The 19,131-nt window shown below is 52.9% G+C and carries 18 protein-coding genes and 1 pseudogene; 6 read left to right on the top strand and 13 right to left on the bottom strand.

The features are described from left to right. Position 1 precedes the first annotated feature (1 nt). From SAQUA_RS08445 to SAQUA_RS08430, 4 genes are read right to left on the bottom strand one after another with little or no spacing between them, the layout of a single operon-like run. A complete protein-coding gene (locus SAQUA_RS08445) occupies positions 2 to 502 on the bottom strand; it encodes a protein disulfide oxidoreductase (RefSeq protein WP_380672539.1) in 501 nt (166 codons plus the stop codon). After that, on the bottom strand, positions 495 to 1,211 hold the full coding sequence (locus tag SAQUA_RS08440; RefSeq protein WP_380672537.1) for a DsbA family protein: 717 nt from the start codon (positions 1,209 to 1,211) through the stop codon (positions 495 to 497). The genes SAQUA_RS08445 and SAQUA_RS08440 overlap by 8 nt, the downstream gene beginning before the upstream one ends. After that, on the bottom strand, positions 1,211 to 3,241 hold the full coding sequence (locus tag SAQUA_RS08435; RefSeq protein ID WP_380672535.1) for a protein-disulfide reductase DsbD family protein: 2,031 nt from the start codon (positions 3,239 to 3,241) through the stop codon (positions 1,211 to 1,213). The genes SAQUA_RS08440 and SAQUA_RS08435 overlap by 1 nt, the downstream gene beginning before the upstream one ends. Positions 3,242 to 3,291: 50 nt before the next feature. Next, complete coding sequence (locus SAQUA_RS08430; protein ID WP_380672533.1) at positions 3,292 to 3,663, bottom strand: copper resistance protein; 372 nt, start codon at positions 3,661 to 3,663, stop codon at positions 3,292 to 3,294. Positions 3,664 to 3,894: 231 nt separating this feature from the next. On the opposite strand from SAQUA_RS08430, the gene flk reads away from it, so the two are divergent. Further along, positions 3,895 to 4,893, top strand: coding sequence for a flagella biosynthesis regulator Flk (gene flk / locus SAQUA_RS08425; protein ID WP_380672531.1), 999 nt, complete (start codon positions 3,895 to 3,897; stop codon positions 4,891 to 4,893). On the opposite strand, the gene SAQUA_RS08420 is transcribed toward flk, so the two are convergent. After that, positions 4,890 to 5,342, bottom strand: coding sequence for a rhodanese-like domain-containing protein (locus SAQUA_RS08420; RefSeq protein ID WP_380672529.1), 453 nt, complete (start codon positions 5,340 to 5,342; stop codon positions 4,890 to 4,892). The genes flk and SAQUA_RS08420 overlap by 4 nt on opposite strands. Before the next feature lie 160 nt (positions 5,343 to 5,502). Between SAQUA_RS08420 and SAQUA_RS08415 the strand changes: the two are divergent. Further along, positions 5,503 to 6,001, top strand: a pseudogene (locus SAQUA_RS08415) (hypothetical protein); the annotation flags it as partial. A 112-nt stretch (positions 6,002 to 6,113) separates the two neighbouring features. Continuing rightward, a complete protein-coding gene (pepT, locus tag SAQUA_RS08410) occupies positions 6,114 to 7,346 on the top strand; it encodes a peptidase T (protein ID WP_380672527.1) in 1,233 nt (410 codons plus the stop codon). 75 nt (positions 7,347 to 7,421) lie between these two features. Here pepT and SAQUA_RS08405 read toward each other — a convergent pair whose 3' ends face one another. Beyond that, positions 7,422 to 8,537 (bottom strand): SLC13 family permease, encoded by a 1,116-nt coding sequence (locus SAQUA_RS08405; RefSeq protein WP_380672525.1) that lies wholly within the window; start codon positions 8,535 to 8,537, stop codon positions 7,422 to 7,424. A 181-nt stretch (positions 8,538 to 8,718) separates the two neighbouring features. On the opposite strand from SAQUA_RS08405, the gene apbE reads away from it, so the two are divergent. Further along, positions 8,719 to 9,750, top strand: a complete 1,032-nt coding sequence (gene apbE / locus SAQUA_RS08400; protein WP_380672523.1) for an FAD:protein FMN transferase ApbE — start codon at positions 8,719 to 8,721, stop codon at positions 9,748 to 9,750. Positions 9,751 to 9,849: 99 nt separating this feature from the next. Here apbE and fabB read toward each other — a convergent pair whose 3' ends face one another. Next, positions 9,850 to 11,064 carry a beta-ketoacyl-ACP synthase I gene (fabB, locus tag SAQUA_RS08395; RefSeq protein ID WP_380672521.1) on the bottom strand — a complete coding sequence of 405 codons (1,215 nt, stop codon included), beginning with the start codon at positions 11,062 to 11,064 and terminating at the stop codon, positions 9,850 to 9,852. Between the two features lie 170 nt (positions 11,065 to 11,234). Here fabB and mnmC point away from each other — a divergent pair, with 170 nt between their 5' ends. Further along, positions 11,235 to 13,256, top strand: coding sequence for a bifunctional tRNA (5-methylaminomethyl-2-thiouridine)(34)-methyltransferase MnmD/FAD-dependent 5-carboxymethylaminomethyl-2-thiouridine(34) oxidoreductase MnmC (gene mnmC, locus SAQUA_RS08390; RefSeq protein ID WP_380672519.1), 2,022 nt, complete (start codon positions 11,235 to 11,237; stop codon positions 13,254 to 13,256). A gap of 45 nt (positions 13,257 to 13,301) precedes the next feature. Here the strand turns inward: mnmC and SAQUA_RS08385 are convergent, their stop codons facing one another. The 6 genes from SAQUA_RS08385 to prmB form a co-directional block, all read right to left on the bottom strand. Next, entirely contained in the window at positions 13,302 to 13,583 is a 282-nt protein-coding gene (locus SAQUA_RS08385) for a YfcL family protein (protein WP_380672517.1), read from the bottom strand. 30 nt (positions 13,584 to 13,613) lie between these two features. Next, positions 13,614 to 14,159 carry an elongation factor P hydroxylase gene (locus SAQUA_RS08380; RefSeq protein WP_380672515.1) on the bottom strand — a complete coding sequence of 182 codons (546 nt, stop codon included), beginning with the start codon at positions 14,157 to 14,159 and terminating at the stop codon, positions 13,614 to 13,616. Between the two features lie 171 nt (positions 14,160 to 14,330). Beyond that, the gene (locus SAQUA_RS08375; RefSeq protein ID WP_380672513.1) at positions 14,331 to 15,131 is read right to left on the bottom strand and encodes a sulfite exporter TauE/SafE family protein; all 801 of its coding nucleotides are present in this window, start codon (positions 15,129 to 15,131) and stop codon (positions 14,331 to 14,333) included. A gap of 199 nt (positions 15,132 to 15,330) precedes the next feature. Beyond that, entirely contained in the window at positions 15,331 to 16,158 is an 828-nt protein-coding gene (gene mepA, locus SAQUA_RS08370) for a penicillin-insensitive murein endopeptidase (protein ID WP_380672511.1), read from the bottom strand. Between the two features lie 5 nt (positions 16,159 to 16,163). After that, complete coding sequence (gene aroC / locus SAQUA_RS08365) at positions 16,164 to 17,249, bottom strand: chorismate synthase (protein WP_380672509.1); 1,086 nt, start codon at positions 17,247 to 17,249, stop codon at positions 16,164 to 16,166. Positions 17,250 to 17,310: 61 nt separating this feature from the next. Then, positions 17,311 to 18,243: a 50S ribosomal protein L3 N(5)-glutamine methyltransferase gene (prmB, locus tag SAQUA_RS08360; RefSeq protein ID WP_380672507.1), complete on the bottom strand. Its 933-nt coding sequence runs from the start codon at positions 18,241 to 18,243 to the stop codon at positions 17,311 to 17,313. 310 nt (positions 18,244 to 18,553) lie between these two features. On the opposite strand from prmB, the gene smrB reads away from it, so the two are divergent. After that, positions 18,554 to 19,084 carry an endonuclease SmrB gene (gene smrB / locus SAQUA_RS08355; protein ID WP_380672505.1) on the top strand — a complete coding sequence of 177 codons (531 nt, stop codon included), beginning with the start codon at positions 18,554 to 18,556 and terminating at the stop codon, positions 19,082 to 19,084. The last annotated feature ends 47 nt before the right edge of the window (positions 19,085 to 19,131 follow it).

Raw genomic sequence — 19,131 nt, 5'->3', positions numbered from 1 at the left:
GTTAAAAACCAGCCCACCATAGCCGGAGTTTCATTCCCCAGTAGCTGGTCCAGCCGGTAGTACTCTGCACCACCTTACCCTGGGATATCACAACAAAGGTTGGCGTCACGCCAATCTGCCAGCGTGAGGAGAGCTCCCCCCGTTCATCGTTTACTACCGGTAGCTTTAGTCTTTTACCTGCCAGCCACTGCTCGACTTGCAGATCGTTCCCTGAACGCAATGCGACGGTCAGCACGTTGCCACCATTCGCCGCCAGTCTGCTCACGTTAGGCGTGGTAAAACGACAGACACCGCACCAACTCGCCCAAAAATAGACCAGCAGGGGCTTATCCTCGCTCAGTTGCGCCAAGGACACCGGCTCGCCGTCCAACGTCTGTAGCATTTGCTGGTTAAAGGCTGGTGGAGCCTGCGGCGCGCGCCACCAGTCCATAACCAACACCACTCCCACCACGATCAGCAGCAAGATCAGTAATTCACGTGCCCAGCGTTTCAACTTAGCCATTTTTTATCTTCGCCAACTGCTGCTGTACCAACGCCTCCAGCTCCTCATAAGACACCGCGCCCGGCAGTATTTGGTCGCCGATCAGGGTGGCAGGTGTACCTTGCACAGCAAACTGCTCCGCCAGTTTCATGTTGCTGCGCAGCGTGGTCATGCTCTGCTCGGTTGGTGCGACCGGCTGCACCCCGGTTTTCTGTTGTGCTGCGGCGATACTGGCACTGTGATGGAAGCCTTTCTTGGCCATCAGACGTTGATGCAACGGCCAGAACTGTTCCGGGTGCTGCTGCCAAGTGGTCAAGGCCACGCGGGCAGAGCTAACCGAACTGTCACCCTTGAACGGCAACAGTTTTATTACCAGTGCCACATCGGGATAATTCTTGACGATCTTCTCCAGATTGGGATCAAACTGCTTGCAGTAGGGGCAATTATAATCAGTGAAAGCCACCAGCGTCAGCTTGGCATTCTTCGCCCCCAGTCTCGGGCTGGCCGGATCCTCAAACAGGATTTTGCTATTTTGTTTGAGCGCTTGGCCGATCTGTTGGCTGGCGTTTTGCTGTTGCCAGGCATCTGCAGCCTCCGCCAGAATTTCCGGGTTGGATACCAGGGTTTCACGGATTAACACCTTGATTCGCGCCTCTTGCTCAGCGGTAAACGGCGCTGCGGCCCAGACCGGGGTAACAATCAACATCAGTAAAATCAGAAAATTTTTCATTATTGGGTTCCTTTGGCTGCGGATAGAGCTTTCAGTACGGCTTCACGCGTTAACAGCGGTGATAACACCTCGCCATCTTGGTTGCCGGGACCATAAATCTGGTTAAAGGGGACGGCTACACTGCCACGCCGCTGCAAGAAGGCTGAAATCTCTGCAGATGGGCGGCTCCAGTCGCCACGCAGTGCCACAACATCATCAGCACTCAGCGCCTTTTGCACATCGTCACGCAGCAATACGTTGAATTTGTTAGCTTTGCAGGTCACACACCAATCGGCAGTGACATCGACAAATACCCGTTTGTGTTGAGCTAACGCCTGAGTGATCGCCTGTTCAGAAAGGGGTTGCCAAGCGATATTGTCGTGCAGGGGTTGTCGCCCAGCGCCCACGGTCAAGGAATTGACCAGCAATACCAGGCCGGCGACTACCAACGTGCTGGCAGTGGCGATACCCGCAGCGCGGCGGCCTAAGCGTATCCCGATTGCCAGCAACAGTCCTGTTAGCAGCAGAGTGCCAACAATCAGCGTTGGCTTCGCGCCAATATGGTTGGTCATCAGGCTTAGTAGCCACAATGAAGACAGCAGCATCAGCAGGCCAAGCCCCCACCTGACGCCATTCATCCAGCGGCCAGGGCGCGGTAAACGCAATGCCAGCGCAGGCCAGGCGGCAATCAGCAACCATGGCAAACTCATGCCAATACCCAGGGCCACGAACATGCCCCAAAGTACCGGCAGTGAGGCTGCTAGCGCAAATGCCACCGCAGTACCGAGGAAGGGCGCAGAACATGGCGTTGCCAATAAGGTGGCAAAGGCCCCCTGCCAGAAATGACCACTAAGCCCTTGCCCATTATGGGTTGCCAGCTTGGTATTCAGCGAAGAAGAGAGTTGCAGGTGGAACAGGCCAAACAGGTTGGCGCTGAACAGCAGCGTTACCAGAACCATAAAACCGATAAACCACGGATTTTGGAACTGGATCCCCCACCCCAGCGCATGATTACTCAAGCGTAGCAGCGTCATCAACAGCGCCAATGCCATAAACGACGCCACAATACCTAATGATGAAGCCAGGAATTGCCAACGCACTCTGTGCCTATCACGCTGCTCAACCTGCAAAATCGAACCTAGCTTCATCCCCAGCACCGGCAGTACACAAGGCATCAGGTTCAGAATGAAGCCGCCCGCCAACGCCATCAACACCGCTTGCCATAGCGGGAAACCGAAAGATGAAGGTAAACCGAGAGACCCGCCAATGGTCAACGTAGTTTCCTGCGCCATGCCCCCATCGCCGATCACTAACCGCAGTTGCTTGCCGCGCAGATCAGGCGCTCCCTCTCCCCAGCCATCACTGACGGGAACCCGTGCTTGCATATGCGTACCATCGCTGCTCACCACGGGCTTGCCAAGATCCGCATCAGTCAGAGTATCGAAAAACAGTTCGGGTTTTTGCCAGCCCGCCGCTCGCTCAGCGCTAATCTGCAACTCGCCGTGCTGATAACCGACACGGATGCTATCTACCAAACCGCTGGCAATAGGCACCTGTCCCATTGCCTGGGCAAAGTCATGATCAAACTGGGGATCGGCAGGTGTAGCGAGATCCAGAGTAAATGGGTAGTCGGTCAGGATACAGACATTGCTACAGGTGGATAGCGTGAGCGTTCCTGCCAACTTACCTACCCCCCCCTTCAGCACCAAAGGAAGTGTTACCCGGTCGTGATAACCTTGGGTGGAGATGCCTGCCACCTCGAAACGTTGTGGCGTTGGCCAATACCAGGTTGCCGGTGGCGGCTCCCCTTGCCAGCTAATGGCTGGTGCAATGCCCCCCTCGCCCGGTGAACGCCAGTAGGTTTTCCACCCTTTTTCCAACTCGACGGACAGCAGCACACGGGTTTGCTCACCCTTGCTGTTATCCGCACGGAGTCTGACCTTGGCATGATCGTTTTGTGGGCTTTGCAGCCAACCGCTATCTGCCGCCTGAAGCGTAGGCAGCCACAACAGTAGCAGGCAAGCAAACGCCAGCCTGATGAAATTAAACATATTTTTTTCTCCGTAAATAAATTAATCACCACGTATAACGAGGGATTAACTCATTCACGGAACACGCATAATCGCAGATGTACCCGCAGGGTGGTTGGGGAAATAACTCGCGGTGGAGGGAAACGCAGACGTGGAGCCATGATCGGGGTCAGAAGCGCCAGCAGTATTCCCATCCCGAACAGCACAGTTTCAAACATCACGGGTGATGCAGCCAACAACGATTTGGCACTCAGTTCACATGGAGTGGAAGTAGATTCGGATTCGCTATCATCGTTAACCGTGGTCTGGCTAGCGCTGACGTTGGGCAACCCCAACGCCAGTTGCAACGAATGCAACCCTGCCATACGCTGCGTGACGCAAGTCAGCACAACCAGGCAAGTCAGGTATAAAAACCATTTTGCAATCCGCTGTCGATTAATCACTGCGCCCCCAATACGTTATCTGCGCTTATCTTAGCGGCGCAAACAGGATAAGCAACGATTAGCCTGTAAAGAAATGTCTTGCAGACAGTATTGATGACCTAAGATTACAGGTATCATAGCGGGCTGTACCCATTATTTAACAGCGCTGGCGGTTAATTAAGGGGCAGCCAAGATTAAGCCTGAGCTTTTCGCCGGGTTAGCCGATTTTTTACTCAGCGAAGGACAGGTGATATGCAACCTTTGAGTGGACCAGGCGCGCCCAGCGCCCTCAATCACCCTCCGACTCCGGGCAAAAGCTCGCCCGCCGATGATGAGCCGCTTTCCCCAGCCCAACGCACCGCGCTGGAAAAACTGTTGGTGAAAATCATGGCACTCAGCCCGGCCAAATCCGCCGAGATTTGGGCCACGCTGCGGCATGAACTGGGCGCTGATAACAACGGTGAGCTGTTGGCCCGTCATTTCCTGCCAGCCGAGCAGTTACTGCAAAATAGACTCGCTGCCGCGCAACAAGGCCACGCCAACCGCCAACTGTTGCAACAGCTTACCGAGCTACTGCCGCAAGGCAATAATCGCCAGGCCGTCAGTGATTTTATCCGTCAGCAGTTCGGCCATACCGTGCTGAGCCAACTTAGCCACCCGCAATTGCAGCAGGTTTTGAATCTGTTACAAACTGGTGAGCTGGCCATTCCCCATCCCCAGCAAACTACCACCAGCGATCGCCCGTTGTTGCCTGCAGAACACCAACATCTTCAGCAACAGGTCACCAGACTCAGTGCCGTCACCGGTGAAACACCAGCCAAAATATGGCAGGCGTTGTTCGACTTGGTAAGGGTAAAAATCAACGATCCGCTCCCTGCACGTCACTTTCAGTTACTCAGCCAGTTTCTGCAGGTAAAAATAGCGCTTAGCTCGCAAACATCGCCTACGTTGCACAACCTGTTGGCGGTGTTGAAACAACCCGCAGGCCAGCAGGAACAGCAACAACTCAGCGACTATTGCCACACGCGTTTCAATGGCAGTCTCAATACGCCGCTCACACCAGCACAGTTGAGTGATGTTATCCAACAGCTCTTTATCCGGCGTTTAGATAAAGCAGCTCCACTGCTCAGGCCTGGCGAAAACCCTGCGGTGCAGCAACCACTCAACCCACTGCAATCTAGACTCAACAAACCGCGAGTGCTGATTGCCATAGCTATCGTTTTGCTGCTGCTATTGTTCTGGGTGTTTTAGCAACCGCATTCTGGTGCTTCTTCCTGCCCTTGCATCGAGCCGGTTTCATCGCCGATGGCCAACGGCAGGCCATCGCGTAACCAGAAATCCAACCCGCCTATCAGTTCTTTGACCTGAAAACCGAGTTTTGCCAGCGCGTAGGCTCCTTTTGTGGAGCCGTTGCAGCCGATACCGTCGCAATAGGTGATATAGACTTTGTCACGAGCGAGCCTCCGGGTGCTGTTTTCGTCCATTGAGCGATGTGGAAAACTCACCGCTCCCGGAATATGTCCAGCGGCATATCTTGCGGCAGCACGGGTGTCGATTACCACAATCTCACCGATGCCGTTGCGCAGATCTTCCGCAACATCGGCTGAGTCGGCGTAATAACTGAGTTTTGCCAGCAGATAATCCAGACTCTGTTGAGCCGTCACCGGGGGAAAAGCCAAAACCAATGAAGTTGCATTCATAATCACACTCCCGTGCAAAAGATTGATGACAATTGTGCCGAATTTTGGCCTTATAAGTAATACCCATTTTATCACTGCTATAAGACCAATTATGTCCCAGGTATTGCTAGCCCTGTTTCAACAAAGTGACAAGTGTGGGCTACAGCCAGATCACACATGACCTGTACCACGGCTGACCTATCTGACACCTTCACATCAATACCCTACCGGTGTTGCGTTGACTCTGGAGCGGCGATTGGCGTTGTTGGAGATAGCACAGCGCACGCATGGTGTTTGATGGGCACTGTGCTCAGTTGATGCAGGCAGTGACGGCAGAGTTTATTCTGCAGGGATATTTTGCATCCCATATCCGCTATATGCGTCAGCTCTATCGTAGCCGTCGAGACTGGCTGCTTTTGCAGATAGAACAGAACCTGAGCCACTTTGCAACACCACAACCTACAGCTAGCGGGTTGCAACTGGCCATTTGGCTCCCTCAGGGCCAAGAGAGGGCATTAACTCAACAGGCGCGAAAGTCCGGCGTCATTACGCCTGGTTTGACGGCCCAGTATCAGACCGCTAGCGCACAGCGCGACGGTTGGTTACTCGGCTTCTCAGCCTTAACGCCGGGAGAAATCACCCAAGCGGTAGCGCAACTTGGCAAAATCCGGCTCGCCTAGGCCCCTTTATTCCGTGCCATATCTCGCATTCCTAGAGTAAACAGCTTTGCGGGATTGGACAGCAGACAAATTTGGCTTTAAAACCATGATAAATCCACTATAAGGAACACTGATGAGCAGCAGCATTACCGAACAGCTTACCGAACGCTTTTTCCGTTATCTGGCCGTTACCAGCCAAAGTGACGCCGCAGCCACTACGCTCCCCACTACGGCAGGTCAGCATGAGATGGCACAGCTGTTAGCCGCCGAGCTGCGCCAGCTTGGGCTGGAAAATGTGCAAGTCGACGAGCATGCTACGGTCACCGCCCGTAAACCGGGTAACCAGCCCGGCGCGCCGCGCATAGGCTTTATTACCCATATTGATACCGTTGACGTTGGCCTGTCTGCCGAGATCCACCCGCAATGCCTGCGCTTCAGCGGCGAGGATCTGTGTCTGAATGCCGAACAAGATATCTGGTTACGCACCGCCGAGCACCCAGAAATCCTGGCCTACATGAACCAGGATATTATCTTCAGCGATGGCACTAGCGTACTTGGCGCAGACAACAAAGCTGCCGTAACCGTAGTAATGACCATGCTGGCCAACCTGAGCGCCACCGATCGCCATGGTGATATTGTCGTAGCATTTGTACCGGATGAAGAGGTGGGTCTGCGTGGTGCCAAGGCATTGGATCTGGCACGTTTTGACGTGGACTTCGCTTATACCATCGACTGCTGTGAACTCGGCGAAGTGGTGTATGAGAACTTCAACGCTGCCGGGGCAGAGATACTGATCGAAGGCGTAACCGCACACCCCATGTCAGCCAAAAATGTGCTGATCAACCCTATTCGCATCGCTACCGATATTATCAACCAGTTCGACGTTCAGGATACTCCAGAACATACCGAAGGGCGTGAAGGCTATTTCTGGTTCAATGACATGGTCGCCAATGCCAATAACGCAACGCTTAAGGTGTCGATCAGGGATTTCGATCTGGCCGCTTTCAATAATCGCAAAGCGCGCCTGCAGGAAGTGGTACAACAGGTTGCGGCAAACTACCCACGAGCCAAAGTAAGTTGCACTGTGCAGGATATTTACAGCAATATCAGCAACTCAATCGGTGAAGACAAACGTGCCATTGAACTGATCTTCGGTGCGCTTGCCGCTCATGGCATTACCCCGAAAGTGATCCCAATGCGTGGCGGTACCGACGGGGCAGCCCTCTCCAGCCGTGGCTTGATTACGCCAAATTACTTTACCGGCGCACACAATTTCCACTCGCGCTTCGAATTCCTGCCGGTCGATTCATTTGTGAAGTCTTATCAGGTGACTCGCAGTATCTGCTTGCTTGCCGCACGCGGTTAACACTGCCTTTTCATTTGTTGCTGCAGCCGAAGTGCCGCAGCAACAAAGCAATCTAACCGTGGCAGAACAACGTTTTTACAGCAACATTCCCCAGCCGACCAATGTTGCCCAGGCGAGAAACGGCAGAGAATAGTAGTGGAACTTTAGCCAAATCATGCGTTCTCCAGCCATTCGCAAGGCAATCAGATTAGCCAGTGAGCCTATCGCCAAACCGAATCCTCCGGCATTGACCGCATAGGCGACCAATACGCTGGAAGGCACGTAACTCAATAGCAATATAGTGGCTGGAACATTACTGATCACCTGAGACAAACCGATCCCCAACATGTAGACACTGCTATCAGGCAAAGAGGCAATTCTCGTCAATAATGGCTGCACGGCGGGTAACTGAGTGAGTAAGCCAATATCGATAAACATGGCGATAAATACAAAGATCAGGCTCCAGTCTATCTGTAACAACACCTTGCGAGCCATTATCAGAAAACAGAGAAATACCACCAGCATACCGTAGAACGGCACATCAAAGTTTAGGCAGACCAGAAAGACCACATACAAAGCCACGCAGCTCATCAATAGACGCGTCTGGTAGGGATAAACCTGGGTGTTAGGCGTTTTACTGATGCTTCTTGCCGAAAAACTAAACCAGGTTAAAACCAGCAGGCTCAGCATCATCACCAGGCTGAAAGGAGCCATCAGCCCCACAAACTCCATAAATGTCAGTGATGACTTGCTCCACAACAGTATATTTTGTGGATTGCCTATCGGTGTCAGTAACGATCCGGCGTTGACCGCCAGTGCCTGGAAAATAATCAACCGGCCAACGGGCAGAGAGGAAAGTTTTCTCAGTGTCAGGGTGAGAGGAATAACAATAAAAAGCGCTACATCGTTGGTGAGAAAAGAAGAGAGTAATGCAGCGGAAAACACCAGAAACATCGCCAACCAGCGTTCACTGCGCAAAGTGTTAATGATCTGGCGACCAATAAAATCAAAATAACCACTGATTTCCACCCCTTTGGTTAACAGCATTAACCCAAGCAGAGTGACAATTGTTCGCCAGTCGACAAAGTCGCAAAGCACCGCTAACGGCTGCGGAGCCATAGCAAAAAGTAGCATGCCCGCTAGCACTAGCATGTGCAGAAAACGGTCAAGCATAAATGGCCTCAATAGACCAAGAACAGCATTTGAACTCATGTTATAACTCTCACTTTCCAAGCCTGATGACAACTTAATGACTCTGGCAATGCTGTCTGATGACGTTAGCTGAAGCGTTCAAATTACGCCAGAAAAAAAGCATTTATTACCGATTTCCCCTTTTCATTTGCCGAGCTTTGCTCTATTTGTAGCGCCATTGTTTGTTTTTAAGGTGTTTTCAATGACTCACTCTATTGCTAAAAGTCTGCTATTAATTACAGCACTTTTTCTACTAACCGCCTGCAATCAACCTGAACCCCGCACACAAATCGATATTGAAGGCAAAACCATGGGCACCTTCTACAGCGTGAAGGTCAGTGGTGCTATCTCACAAAGTAAACAGCAACTACAGCAGGAGATTGAAGCCTTGCTGGAACAGGCGAATGACGATATCTCGACTTATCGCCCCAACTCACTGCTTTCCCGTTTCAACCAGAACGCCAGTAAAGACCCACAACCCATTCCACGCGGTATGGCAGACATCATCCTGACGGCCCAACGGATTGGCCGCGATACCGACGGGGCAATGGATATTACCGTGGGTCCGCTGGTTAATCTATGGGGATTCGGCCCGGATAAACATGCGGCTAAAATACCGAGCCAACAACAGATCGACGATGCACGCAGCCGTACTGGCCTGCAGCATCTGAAATTGCTCAGCGACTACCAGGGCGAATGGTTACAAAAAGATCTCCCGGGGATGTATGTCGATCTCTCTACGCTCGGCGAAGGCTATGGTGTGGATCTGTTAGTCAAGCTGATGGCACGCAAGGGCATTACCAACTACCTGGTTTCAGTCGGCGGCGCTGTTTCTTCACGCGGGGTGAATGGGCAGAACAAACCTTGGCGTGTCGCTATTCAAAAACCGACCGACAGGGAAAATGCCGTACAGGCATTGGTTGATTTGCAAGGTTATGGCATCAGCACCGCAGGAAGTTATCGTAACTATTTCGAAAAGGATGGGCAGCGCTATTCCCATGTGATCGACCCTGTTACCGGCTGGCCAATCACCCATAAACTGGTTTCAGCCACGGTCATTGCGCCCACCGCGCTCGAAGCCGACGGCTGGGATACCGGATTAATGGTCTTGGGCACAGAAAAAGCCCTGAAGCTGGCGGAAGAGAAAGGGCTGGCAGTCTATCTGATCACCAAAACCGATGATGGGTTTAGTGCGGTGATGACGCCACAGTTCAAAGCGTTTTTGGTACAGTAAGTTTTATCTGGCGGCCTGCATGACACGAAAATTGTCGGCACAATAGAAAACGGGCACATGTAATTGTGCCCGTTTACCAGAAATTTGAGTTTCCGATGCTTATTTTTGCAGTTTACGCATTACCAGAGTGGCGTTAGTCCCACCAAAACCAAAGCTGTTCGACATTACGGTAGTCAATTCACGCTTGGTTGGCTCGGTGATGATATTCATACCCGCCGCTTTTTCATCGAGATTTTCGATGTTGATGCTCGGGGCAATAAAGCCGTGCTCTACCATCAACAGGCTGTAGATCGCTTCCTGCACGCCAGCAGCACCCAGAGAGTGCCCGGTCATTGCTTTGGTAGAGGAAATTGCCGGGGTGTTGTCACCGAAAACTTCGCGGATGGCACCCAGTTCCTTCACGTCGCCTACCGGCGTAGAAGTCCCGTGTACGTTCATGTAGTCGATAGGGGTATCTACGGTCTGCAATGCCATTTTCATGCAACGTACAGCGCCTTCACCAGACGGTGCAACCATGTCGGCACCGTCAGAGGTTGCTCCGTAGCCGATGATTTCCGCATAAATGTGCGCACCGCGCGCCAAAGCGTGTTCCAATTCTTCAACAACGACCATACCGCCGCCGCCCGCGATAACAAAACCGTCACGTGCAGCGTCATAGGTGCGTGATGCTTTTTCAGGCGTGTCATTGTAGTTGGTAGAAAGTGCGCCCATGGCATCAAATTCACAGGCCATTTCCCAGCACAGCTCTTCACCACCACCGGCAAAAACCACATCCTGTTTACCCAGTTGGATCAGTTCCATAGCATGGCCGATGCAGTGAGCGGACGTTGCGCAGGCTGAGCTGATAGAGTAGTTCACACCACGGATTTTGAATGGGGTTGCCAGACAGGCAGAAACCCCGGAAGCCATCGCCTTGGTAACCATGTACGGACCAACGCCACGCAGGCCCTTGGCACGCATACCATCTGAACCCGCAACCTGATTGCGCGGAGAACCGCCACCAGACCCCACTACCAGACCGGTGCGATCATTGGAAACCTGATCCGGTTGCAGACCAGAATCTTGAATTGCCTGTTCCATGGAAAGATAAGCATAAACGGACGCATCGCTCATAAAGCGCATCACTTTACGGTCGATCAGACCGGTAGTGTCCAGTTTAACATCTCCCCACACGTGACTACGCATGCCGGAATCTTTTAGCTCCTGAGAGAAGGTGATCCCAGAGCGACCTTCTTGCAGGCTTGCCAGAACCTCCTGCTGGTTGTTACCAATGCTGGAGACGATTCCCAAGCCAGTAATCACTGCACGTTTCATTCAAGTACCTCTTCCACAATTTACATTCGGGATTTTGCAACGCACTTTAGCGTACAGATGTACGCCGAACAAGTCCGATCAGAGTAATTCCAGATTATCTTCATCCTGTTTGCACCCCGGAGTGCCCACCGTTAAAATCCCATTACCCCTTGAGTTATGAGCAATACACTGTGAGCAACGCCCCCATCCAAACCGCAGCATTAAGTTGGAATGAACAGGGTACACCTGTTTCTAAACAGTTTGATGACGTCTATTTTTCTAATCAGGATGGGCTGGAAGAAACCCGTTATGTATTTCTTGCTGGCAACCGGTTACCGGAGCGTTTCCGTGAACATCTGCGCCCACTATTTATTGTGGCAGAAACCGGTTTTGGCACCGGCTTAAATTTTCTTACTCTATGGCAAGCCTTTGACCGCTTCAGCCAGGAAACCCCGGCGGCCTGCTTGCAACGTCTGCATTTTATTAGCTTCGAAAAATTCCCTTTACAGCTGGCCGATCTGGCGGCGGCTCATGCCCAGTGGCCTGAGTTAGCCCCTTTCGCTGATCAGCTCCGTGCACAGTGGCCGTTACCGCTACCGGGTTGCCATCGCCTGCTGCTGGCGCAAGGGCGTATCACCCTCGATCTGTGGTTCGGTGACGTTAATACCTTATTGCCCGATTTTGACGCCAGTATGGATGGTCAGGTTGACGCCTGGTTTCTTGATGGATTCGCACCGTCAAAAAATCCTGATATGTGGACAGAATCGTTGTTTACTGCCATGGCGCGCTTTGCCCATCCCGAAGGGAGTTTCGCTACTTTCACTGCGGCGGGCTTTGTTCGCCGTGGCTTACAGCAAGCCGGTTTTGAGGTGGTCAGACGCAAGGGATTTGGCCAGAAACGCGAAATGCTCACCGGGACACTGCCTGCCAATGCCCAGAAAGCCAGCCATAAAGCGCCGTGGTTTTTGCGCCCGGCAGCTGGCAACACCGATGATATCGCCATTATCGGCGGCGGCATCGCCAGTGCACTCACCGCCTTGGCCTTATTGCGTCGTGGTGCCAGAGTCACTTTGTACTGTGCCGATCCCCAATCTGCGGAGGGCGCATCCGGCAATCGCCAGGGTGCTCTTTACCCGCTGCTGAATGGCCGTGGCGATGCGTTGGAAAGCTTCTTCACAGCCGCGTTCCCCTTCGCCCGCCGTCTGTACGATTCGCTGCTCAAACAGGGGGTTGAGTTTGATCATCAATGGTGTGGCGTCAGTCAATTGGCCTACGATGAGAAGAGTGCCGGGAAAATTGCCAAAATACTGGCTAGCCCTTGGCCAGAATTACTGGTGCACCCCGCCGACCGCAACACGCTTAGCGCCATGTGCGGCGTTGATAGCGGGTTTGGCGGTATTCAATATCCACAAGGCGGTTGGTTGTGCCCGGCAGAGCTGACCAAAGCCGCGCTTGCCCTCGCCGAGCGGCAGAGGCTAATCTGCCATTTTAATCATGCGCTTGAAAGCCTGAACCGCAGCGAAGAAAACTGGCAACTCCATTTCTCCTCAGGGCAAACCCGCAGTCATGCAACGGTGATCCTGGCTAATGGGCACCAATTAACCACATTGGCACAAAGTGCCGCTTTGCCGATGTATGCCGTACGTGGTCAGGTTTCCCATATTCCTACCTCACCAGCATTAAGTGAGTTAAAACAGGTCTTGTGCTACGACGGCTATCTGACGCCCGTCAATCCGCAAAATCAGCAACATTGCATCGGTGCCAGCTACCAGCGGGGGGAAACAGGGATGGAATACCGTGAAGCTGAGCAGCAGGAAAATCGTCAGCGCCTGCTACGCTGCCTGCCAGAACAGAGCTGGCCACAACAAGTGGATATCAGTGGGCATCAGGCTCGCTGCGGCGTGCGCAGCGCTGCGCGGGATCATATGCCAATGGTTGGCGCAGTACCTGACTATCCAGCCACACTGAATCAATACAGGGATTTACAGCAGCAGCGCCAACGCGGGCAGCAGGTTGCCGACGCACCGCTATATCCTGATCTATTTATGATTGGTGCGTTGGGTTCGCGCGGTTTATGTTCAGCGCCTTTGTCTGCAGAAATACTGGCGGCGCAGCTGTTTGGCGAACCTTTGCCAGGGAATAGCGAGATGCTGGCGGCGTTAAACCCCAACCGCATGTGGGTCAGGAAGCTATTGAAAGGGCGGGAAGTCTGATTGCATTTGCAAGTTGGGCCAGCGAACTGGCCCTAACAAAATAGATTAAGCTGAGGGTAACGCTGCTTGGTAAAGGGTTTCCCACATTCCCTGCACTAGTACCTGGTCCGGGGGGGAAAGTTCACCCGCCTTGATGGCCTTATCCAAGCTGCTCAGTACACGCGCTTTAAGCTGCTCGGCGCTATGATCACCCTGCTCTTCCGATTCCGCCACGGCCAGGGTCAGATGACCGCGCAGGTAGCCACCGGCAAACAGTTCATCATCGCTGGCGTGCTCAACCATGTCATCAATCAGCGCTAAAATGCGCGCTTCGAATTCTGCGATCATCAAATTTCCTCGTTAAAAAAACACTGGGGGTTAGAGATCTTCCGGGTAAGGAAAATGTTCAGCCACCAACGGGGGAGTATTGTAAAACGATTGTAACGCACGAATAAAGCGGGCAGGCCGTGTGGGTATTCCCTGTTCCAGCAGTTCCAATACCCGCAAGCGTACTTTTCGCTGGAAAGTGATACGGTCTGGCTCGCAATCGCCATTAAGATTGTCACAGCTCACGTTGAACGGAAAACCTGCGGCAACGCAAAACATCCACTCCAAAGCCTGTGGTTTGATCTCGACGACTTCAAATTCACTTTGCGTCTGGGCATCACGCCCGTCCGGGCAATACCAGTAGCCAAAGTCTACCAGCTTGCGGCGTTCAGCCCCGGCAATACACCAGTGGGAAATTTCATGCATTCCACTGGCGTAGTATCCGTGCGCAAAGACGATACGGTGATACGGATACTGCTCATCAGCAGGGAGATAGATGGGTTCATCGTCGCCTTTCACCAGGCGAGTATTGTAATCTTCGCTGAAGCACTGATTGAAAACTTCAATCAGGTCCGCATATTGGTGTCTGTCAGACATAAAAGAAAACTCAATTAACCACAAAATTTAGCTGGGTATTGTACTCTAAATAATTCGAGTTGCATGTAGGCAGCAAGTCTGAGAGTCGCCAGGAGCATAGCCCACTATGTGACTGGGTGAGTAAGCGCAGCCAACACCCAAGCAACTTGAAGTATAAAGGGTATAAACACATTAAAAGTACAGCGCCAACCACTGCTGGATTTCCGTACCGTGATTGTCATAGAGCAACTTGCAGCTCATCACCAGCGAAACCACCACAATCATTGGCCGAATCAGCTTTTGCCCACGCGTCAACACCATATGGGCACCCATACGCGCACCCAATACCTGCCCCACCAACATCACTAAACCGATGGTCCATATCACTTTGCCACCAATAATAAACAGCACCAGGCTGCCCAGATTGGAAGTGAAGTTCAGCACCTTGGCATGAGCAGTGGCTTTGGCAAGGTTAAAGCCACACAGCGTCACATAAGCCAACGCATAGAAGGAACCTGCGCCAGGGCCGAAGAAGCCGTCATAGAAACCCACACAGCCGCCAGCAACCAGCCCAAATGGTAAAGCCCCCAATCGGCGTTGACGGTCATTCACCCCCAATCGCGGCGTCAGCAGAAAATAGATGCCGATACCAATCACCAGCAGAGGCAACATTTGGCGTAGCAGATCGGCTCGCATGTGCTGAACCAAAATGGCACCGATCACCGACCCCACTAGCGTGAGAAAAATTGTCAGTTTCTGAGTATTAAGATCAACGGCACCACGGCGGATAAAATACAGACTGGCTGAAAACGAGCCGCCAACAGACTGCAATTTGTTGGTAGCCAACGCCTGAGCGGGGGGGACACCGACAGCCAACAGTGCCGGAACGGTCAAAAGCCCGCCACCGCCGGCAATTGAATCAATAAAGCCGGCAAACATTGCTACAAAAAACAGTATCCCGAGTAATTCAGGACCGAACACCAGCCCATCCATAAAACGCCTACCTGTAAGAGTGAAGCCACACCCAGCGGCTCTCAAGTTGTGCCCGTAGGCACCAACGCCGTGGTTTGGGACAACGGAAAAAATCCGTCAGACCAAGTCCCTTAATCGCACCTGCTCCGAAAAACCCTCCTCAAGAGTGAGGGCTAAAAGCTGGGCGGCACCCTGTTCAATTAAGGGACCCAGTCTGGAGTCAGCGGCGGCTAAAGTGGTTGTCCAACAGTGCCTGACAGGTTGGTGGAAGCGGTGGTGGCTCCGTCTTGACCGGATTGGCATTGGGCTGGTGAGGCTTGAACCAACTGGCCAGTTCAGCGCCACAGCCGTCCCCGGCTGGCGGTATATCCTGATCTAAACATTCCAAGCTGCCTGCCGGACAACGCAAACGTACGTGCATGTGCGCTCGGTGACCAAACCAAGGACGAACCTTATGCAACCAGTCGCGGTCTGCCCCGGCATCCTGGCATAAACGCAATTTGATCGCAGGGTTAACGAAGATACGCGTAACTTCGCTATCCTGTGCCGCCATCTTGATCAACGACGCGATCTGCGGCTGCCAATGGCGGTCAACCACCTGCTTACCATTGGCAGACACCAGATCGATGGGCTGCGGTTTAAGCAGTTGCTGCGCAGTCCAACGCTGACGCGGCAGCTGCAACCAGATGTCCACATCCAAACCGGATTGGTGGCTGGCATGGCCGCTACTGAAACGCCCGCCAGCTGGCATCGCCATATCGCCGATCAGCACGGTACCCAAGGCCTTCTGATTGGCCTTGTTGCTCAGGCGTTGGATGAATGCCAGCAGATCCGGGTGACCAAAGTAACGCCGCTGGTCAGTGCGCATCACCTGATAATCAGGCGAATTCAAAGGCAAAGGCTGTGCGCCAATGATACAACCATTAGCGAAACCGCCAACGGCCTGTGGAGCACCGCTGACCGGGTGATCGATTTTTTGCCACGGCGTCAATGCCATTACCGAACCTGATACCATCAGGGCAATCAGGCCTAATATCCCATTCTTCATCGTGATTACCAGCGCGGAACGTCTGAAATTACATCACCATTTTGTGCACGCTGGCGCAATAGGTGGTCCATCAACACAATCGCCATCATCGCTTCGGCAATCGGCACCGCGCGGATCCCCACACAGGGATCGTGACGGCCACGAGTGACCATTTCTACCGCTTCACCTTGGCGATTAATCGTCCGGCCCGGCACCATAATGCTGGAGGTAGGCTTCAGTGCCAAGTGGGCGATCACCGGCTGCCCGCTGCTGATCCCACCAAGAATGCCGCCAGCATGGTTGCTCTGGAAGCCTTCAGGGGTGATCTCGTCACGGTTTTCGCTACCGCGTTTGGTGACAACCGCAAAGCCATCGCCAATTTCTACGCCCTTCACCGCATTGATACTCATCAACGCGTGCGCCAGATCGGCATCCAGACGATCAAAAACCGGCTCACCAAGACCCACCGGAACATTTTCGGCAATAACGGTGACTTTGGCACCAATGGAGTCGCCCTCTTTCTTCAGAGCGCGCATCAGTTCGTCCAGCGCCTCGAGCTTATCCGGGTCCGGGCAGAAAAACGGGTTCTGTTCAACCTGTTCCCAATCTTTTAGCTCACAGCAAACGTCGCCGATCTGTGCAAGATAACCGCGTACCTTAACGCCAAATTTTTGTGCCAGATATTTCTTGGCAATAGCCCCGGCAGCAACACGCATGGCGGTTTCACGCGCCGAGGAACGCCCACCACCACGGTAATCTCGCACGCCGAATTTCTGCTCGTAGGTGTAATCAGCATGGCCGGGGCGAAACACATCTTTGATCGCACCGTAGTCTTGAGAACGCTGATCGGTGTTTTCGATAATCAAACCGATGCTGGTACCGGTCGTCACGCCTTCAAACACCCCGGAGAGAATACGCACCTGATCCGGCTCGCGCCGCTGGGTGGTATAGCGTGAAGTCCCTGGACGACGGCGATCAAGATCTTGCTGCAAATCGTCTTCTGTCAGTGGGATACCCGGTGGCACACCGTCTACGATACATCCCAGCGCCACACCGTGAGATTCACCAAATGTGGTGACGCGGAAAAACTGCCCAATACTGTTCCCTGCCATCACGGCTCCTTATCGTTGGTTATTTTCCCGCTCAACCTGCAAACGGGGCTCAGGTTATTGTTTAGCTGCGGTAGATACTAAAGTGATCTTTGCAGTCAATCAGCTGTTGTTTGGTGAGCATAAATACGCCATCACCGCCGTTATCAAACTCCAGCCAGGTGAAAGGAATATCCGGGTATTGCTCCATCAGATGAACCATGCTGTTGCCCACCTCACAAATCAGCACGCCATCATCGCTCAGGAAGTCTGGTGCACAGGCCAAAATGCGGCGAACCAGTTTCAGGCCATCGGTGCCCGCAGCCAGACCGAGTTCCGGCTCAAAACGGAACTCTTGCGGCAGATCGGACATGTCTTCCGCGTCCACATAAGGTGGATTGGTGACGATCAAATCATACTGGATAGCGGGAACGTCACGGAACAGATCGGAGCGGATCGGGATCACCTGATGTTCAACCCCATGCGCCTGGATATTACGCTCGGTCACCGCCAGCACATCGGTAGAAATATCCACAGCGTCGACTTCTGCTTCCGGGAAAGCGTAACCACAGGCGATGGCTATACAACCGCTGCCGGTACACATATCCAGGATATGGCGCGGCGGGCGTGGAAGCAGAGCACTGAAACGGTCGTTAATCAGTTCACCAATCGGTGAGCGCGGTACCAGCACACGTTCATCAACGTAGAACTCCAGATCGCAGAACCAGGCCTTATTGGTCAGGTAAGCTACCGGGATACGCTCGTTGACACGGCGGATCACCCGCTCAACGATGCGTTGACGCTCACTGGAGGTCAAACGCGCGGTACGCATATCTTCAGGAATATCCAACGGCAGGAACAGGCTGGGCAGAACCAATTGCACAGCTTCGTCCCACGGATTATCGGTTCCGTGACCATAATAGATATTGGCTGCATTGAAGCGGCTGACGGCCCAGCGCAGCATATCTTGAATGGTGTGCAGTTCACCCACTGCTTCTTCGACGAAAATTTTGTCCAATTTGCCCTCCGGCAAGCTCGATGATTCATGATTTAGCCGCATAGTTTGCCACGAAGCCCGCGACAAATCAGCAGCTATGTGAAGTTGCCAACTTATGGATTAACCCCCTGCACGGCAGCGCGGATAAAGCCTGCTCATCGTTGGTTGTTATTGAAGTTGAGTTTTGCATCGACAGAAAGTCTTGACGCGGTAAACTAAGCGAGCTCCTACGAATCAGTTAAGTATTTTCGTAAAACCCTAAGGTTCCGACGGCACAAACACATATTTAGGAACAAAATCGCAGCCTAGTTGATATTCGGTGAAAAATTTAATGAAGAATAAGCACCCTCTGAGCAAAGATGAATTACAGCTCTTCAGAGAGTCGGTATCTGGGGCAAAAAAATTACAGCAGGACACCATTGTCCATGCAAAACCTAAAATGAAAACCAGGCAGATGGCACCGCAACGTCTGCTGCAAGAGCAGGTAGATGCCAGCTTTTATTTTTCTGACGAATATCAGCCGCAACTGGATGATGAAGGCCCTACACGCTATGTACGCCCCGGCTTTAGCCACTTTGAATTGAAAAAACTGCGCCGGGGTGATTACGTTCCGGATCTGTTCCTCGATCTACACGGGTTGACCCAGTTACAGGCCAAGCAGGAATTAGGGGCATTGATCGCCGCCTGCAAACGCGAACACGTTCACTGCGCCTGTGTAATGCATGGTCATGGCAAACACATTCTAAAACAGCAGACGCCGCTATGGCTGGCGCAACACCCGGACGTGTTGGCGTTCCATCAGGCACCTAAAGAGTGGGGTGGGAATGCGGCGGTATTGGTGTTGGTTGAGCTGGCTGAGTAGATGAGTAAAAATGAGCAAGGGCGATGATTAGCATCGCCCTTGGGTAT

This window comes from Serratia aquatilis (assembly GCF_044865145.1).
GTDB lineage: Bacteria > Pseudomonadota > Gammaproteobacteria > Enterobacterales > Enterobacteriaceae > Chania > Chania aquatilis.
Note: the sequence above shows the minus strand (reverse complement) of the source record. Positions and strands in the feature narration are given on the sequence as shown.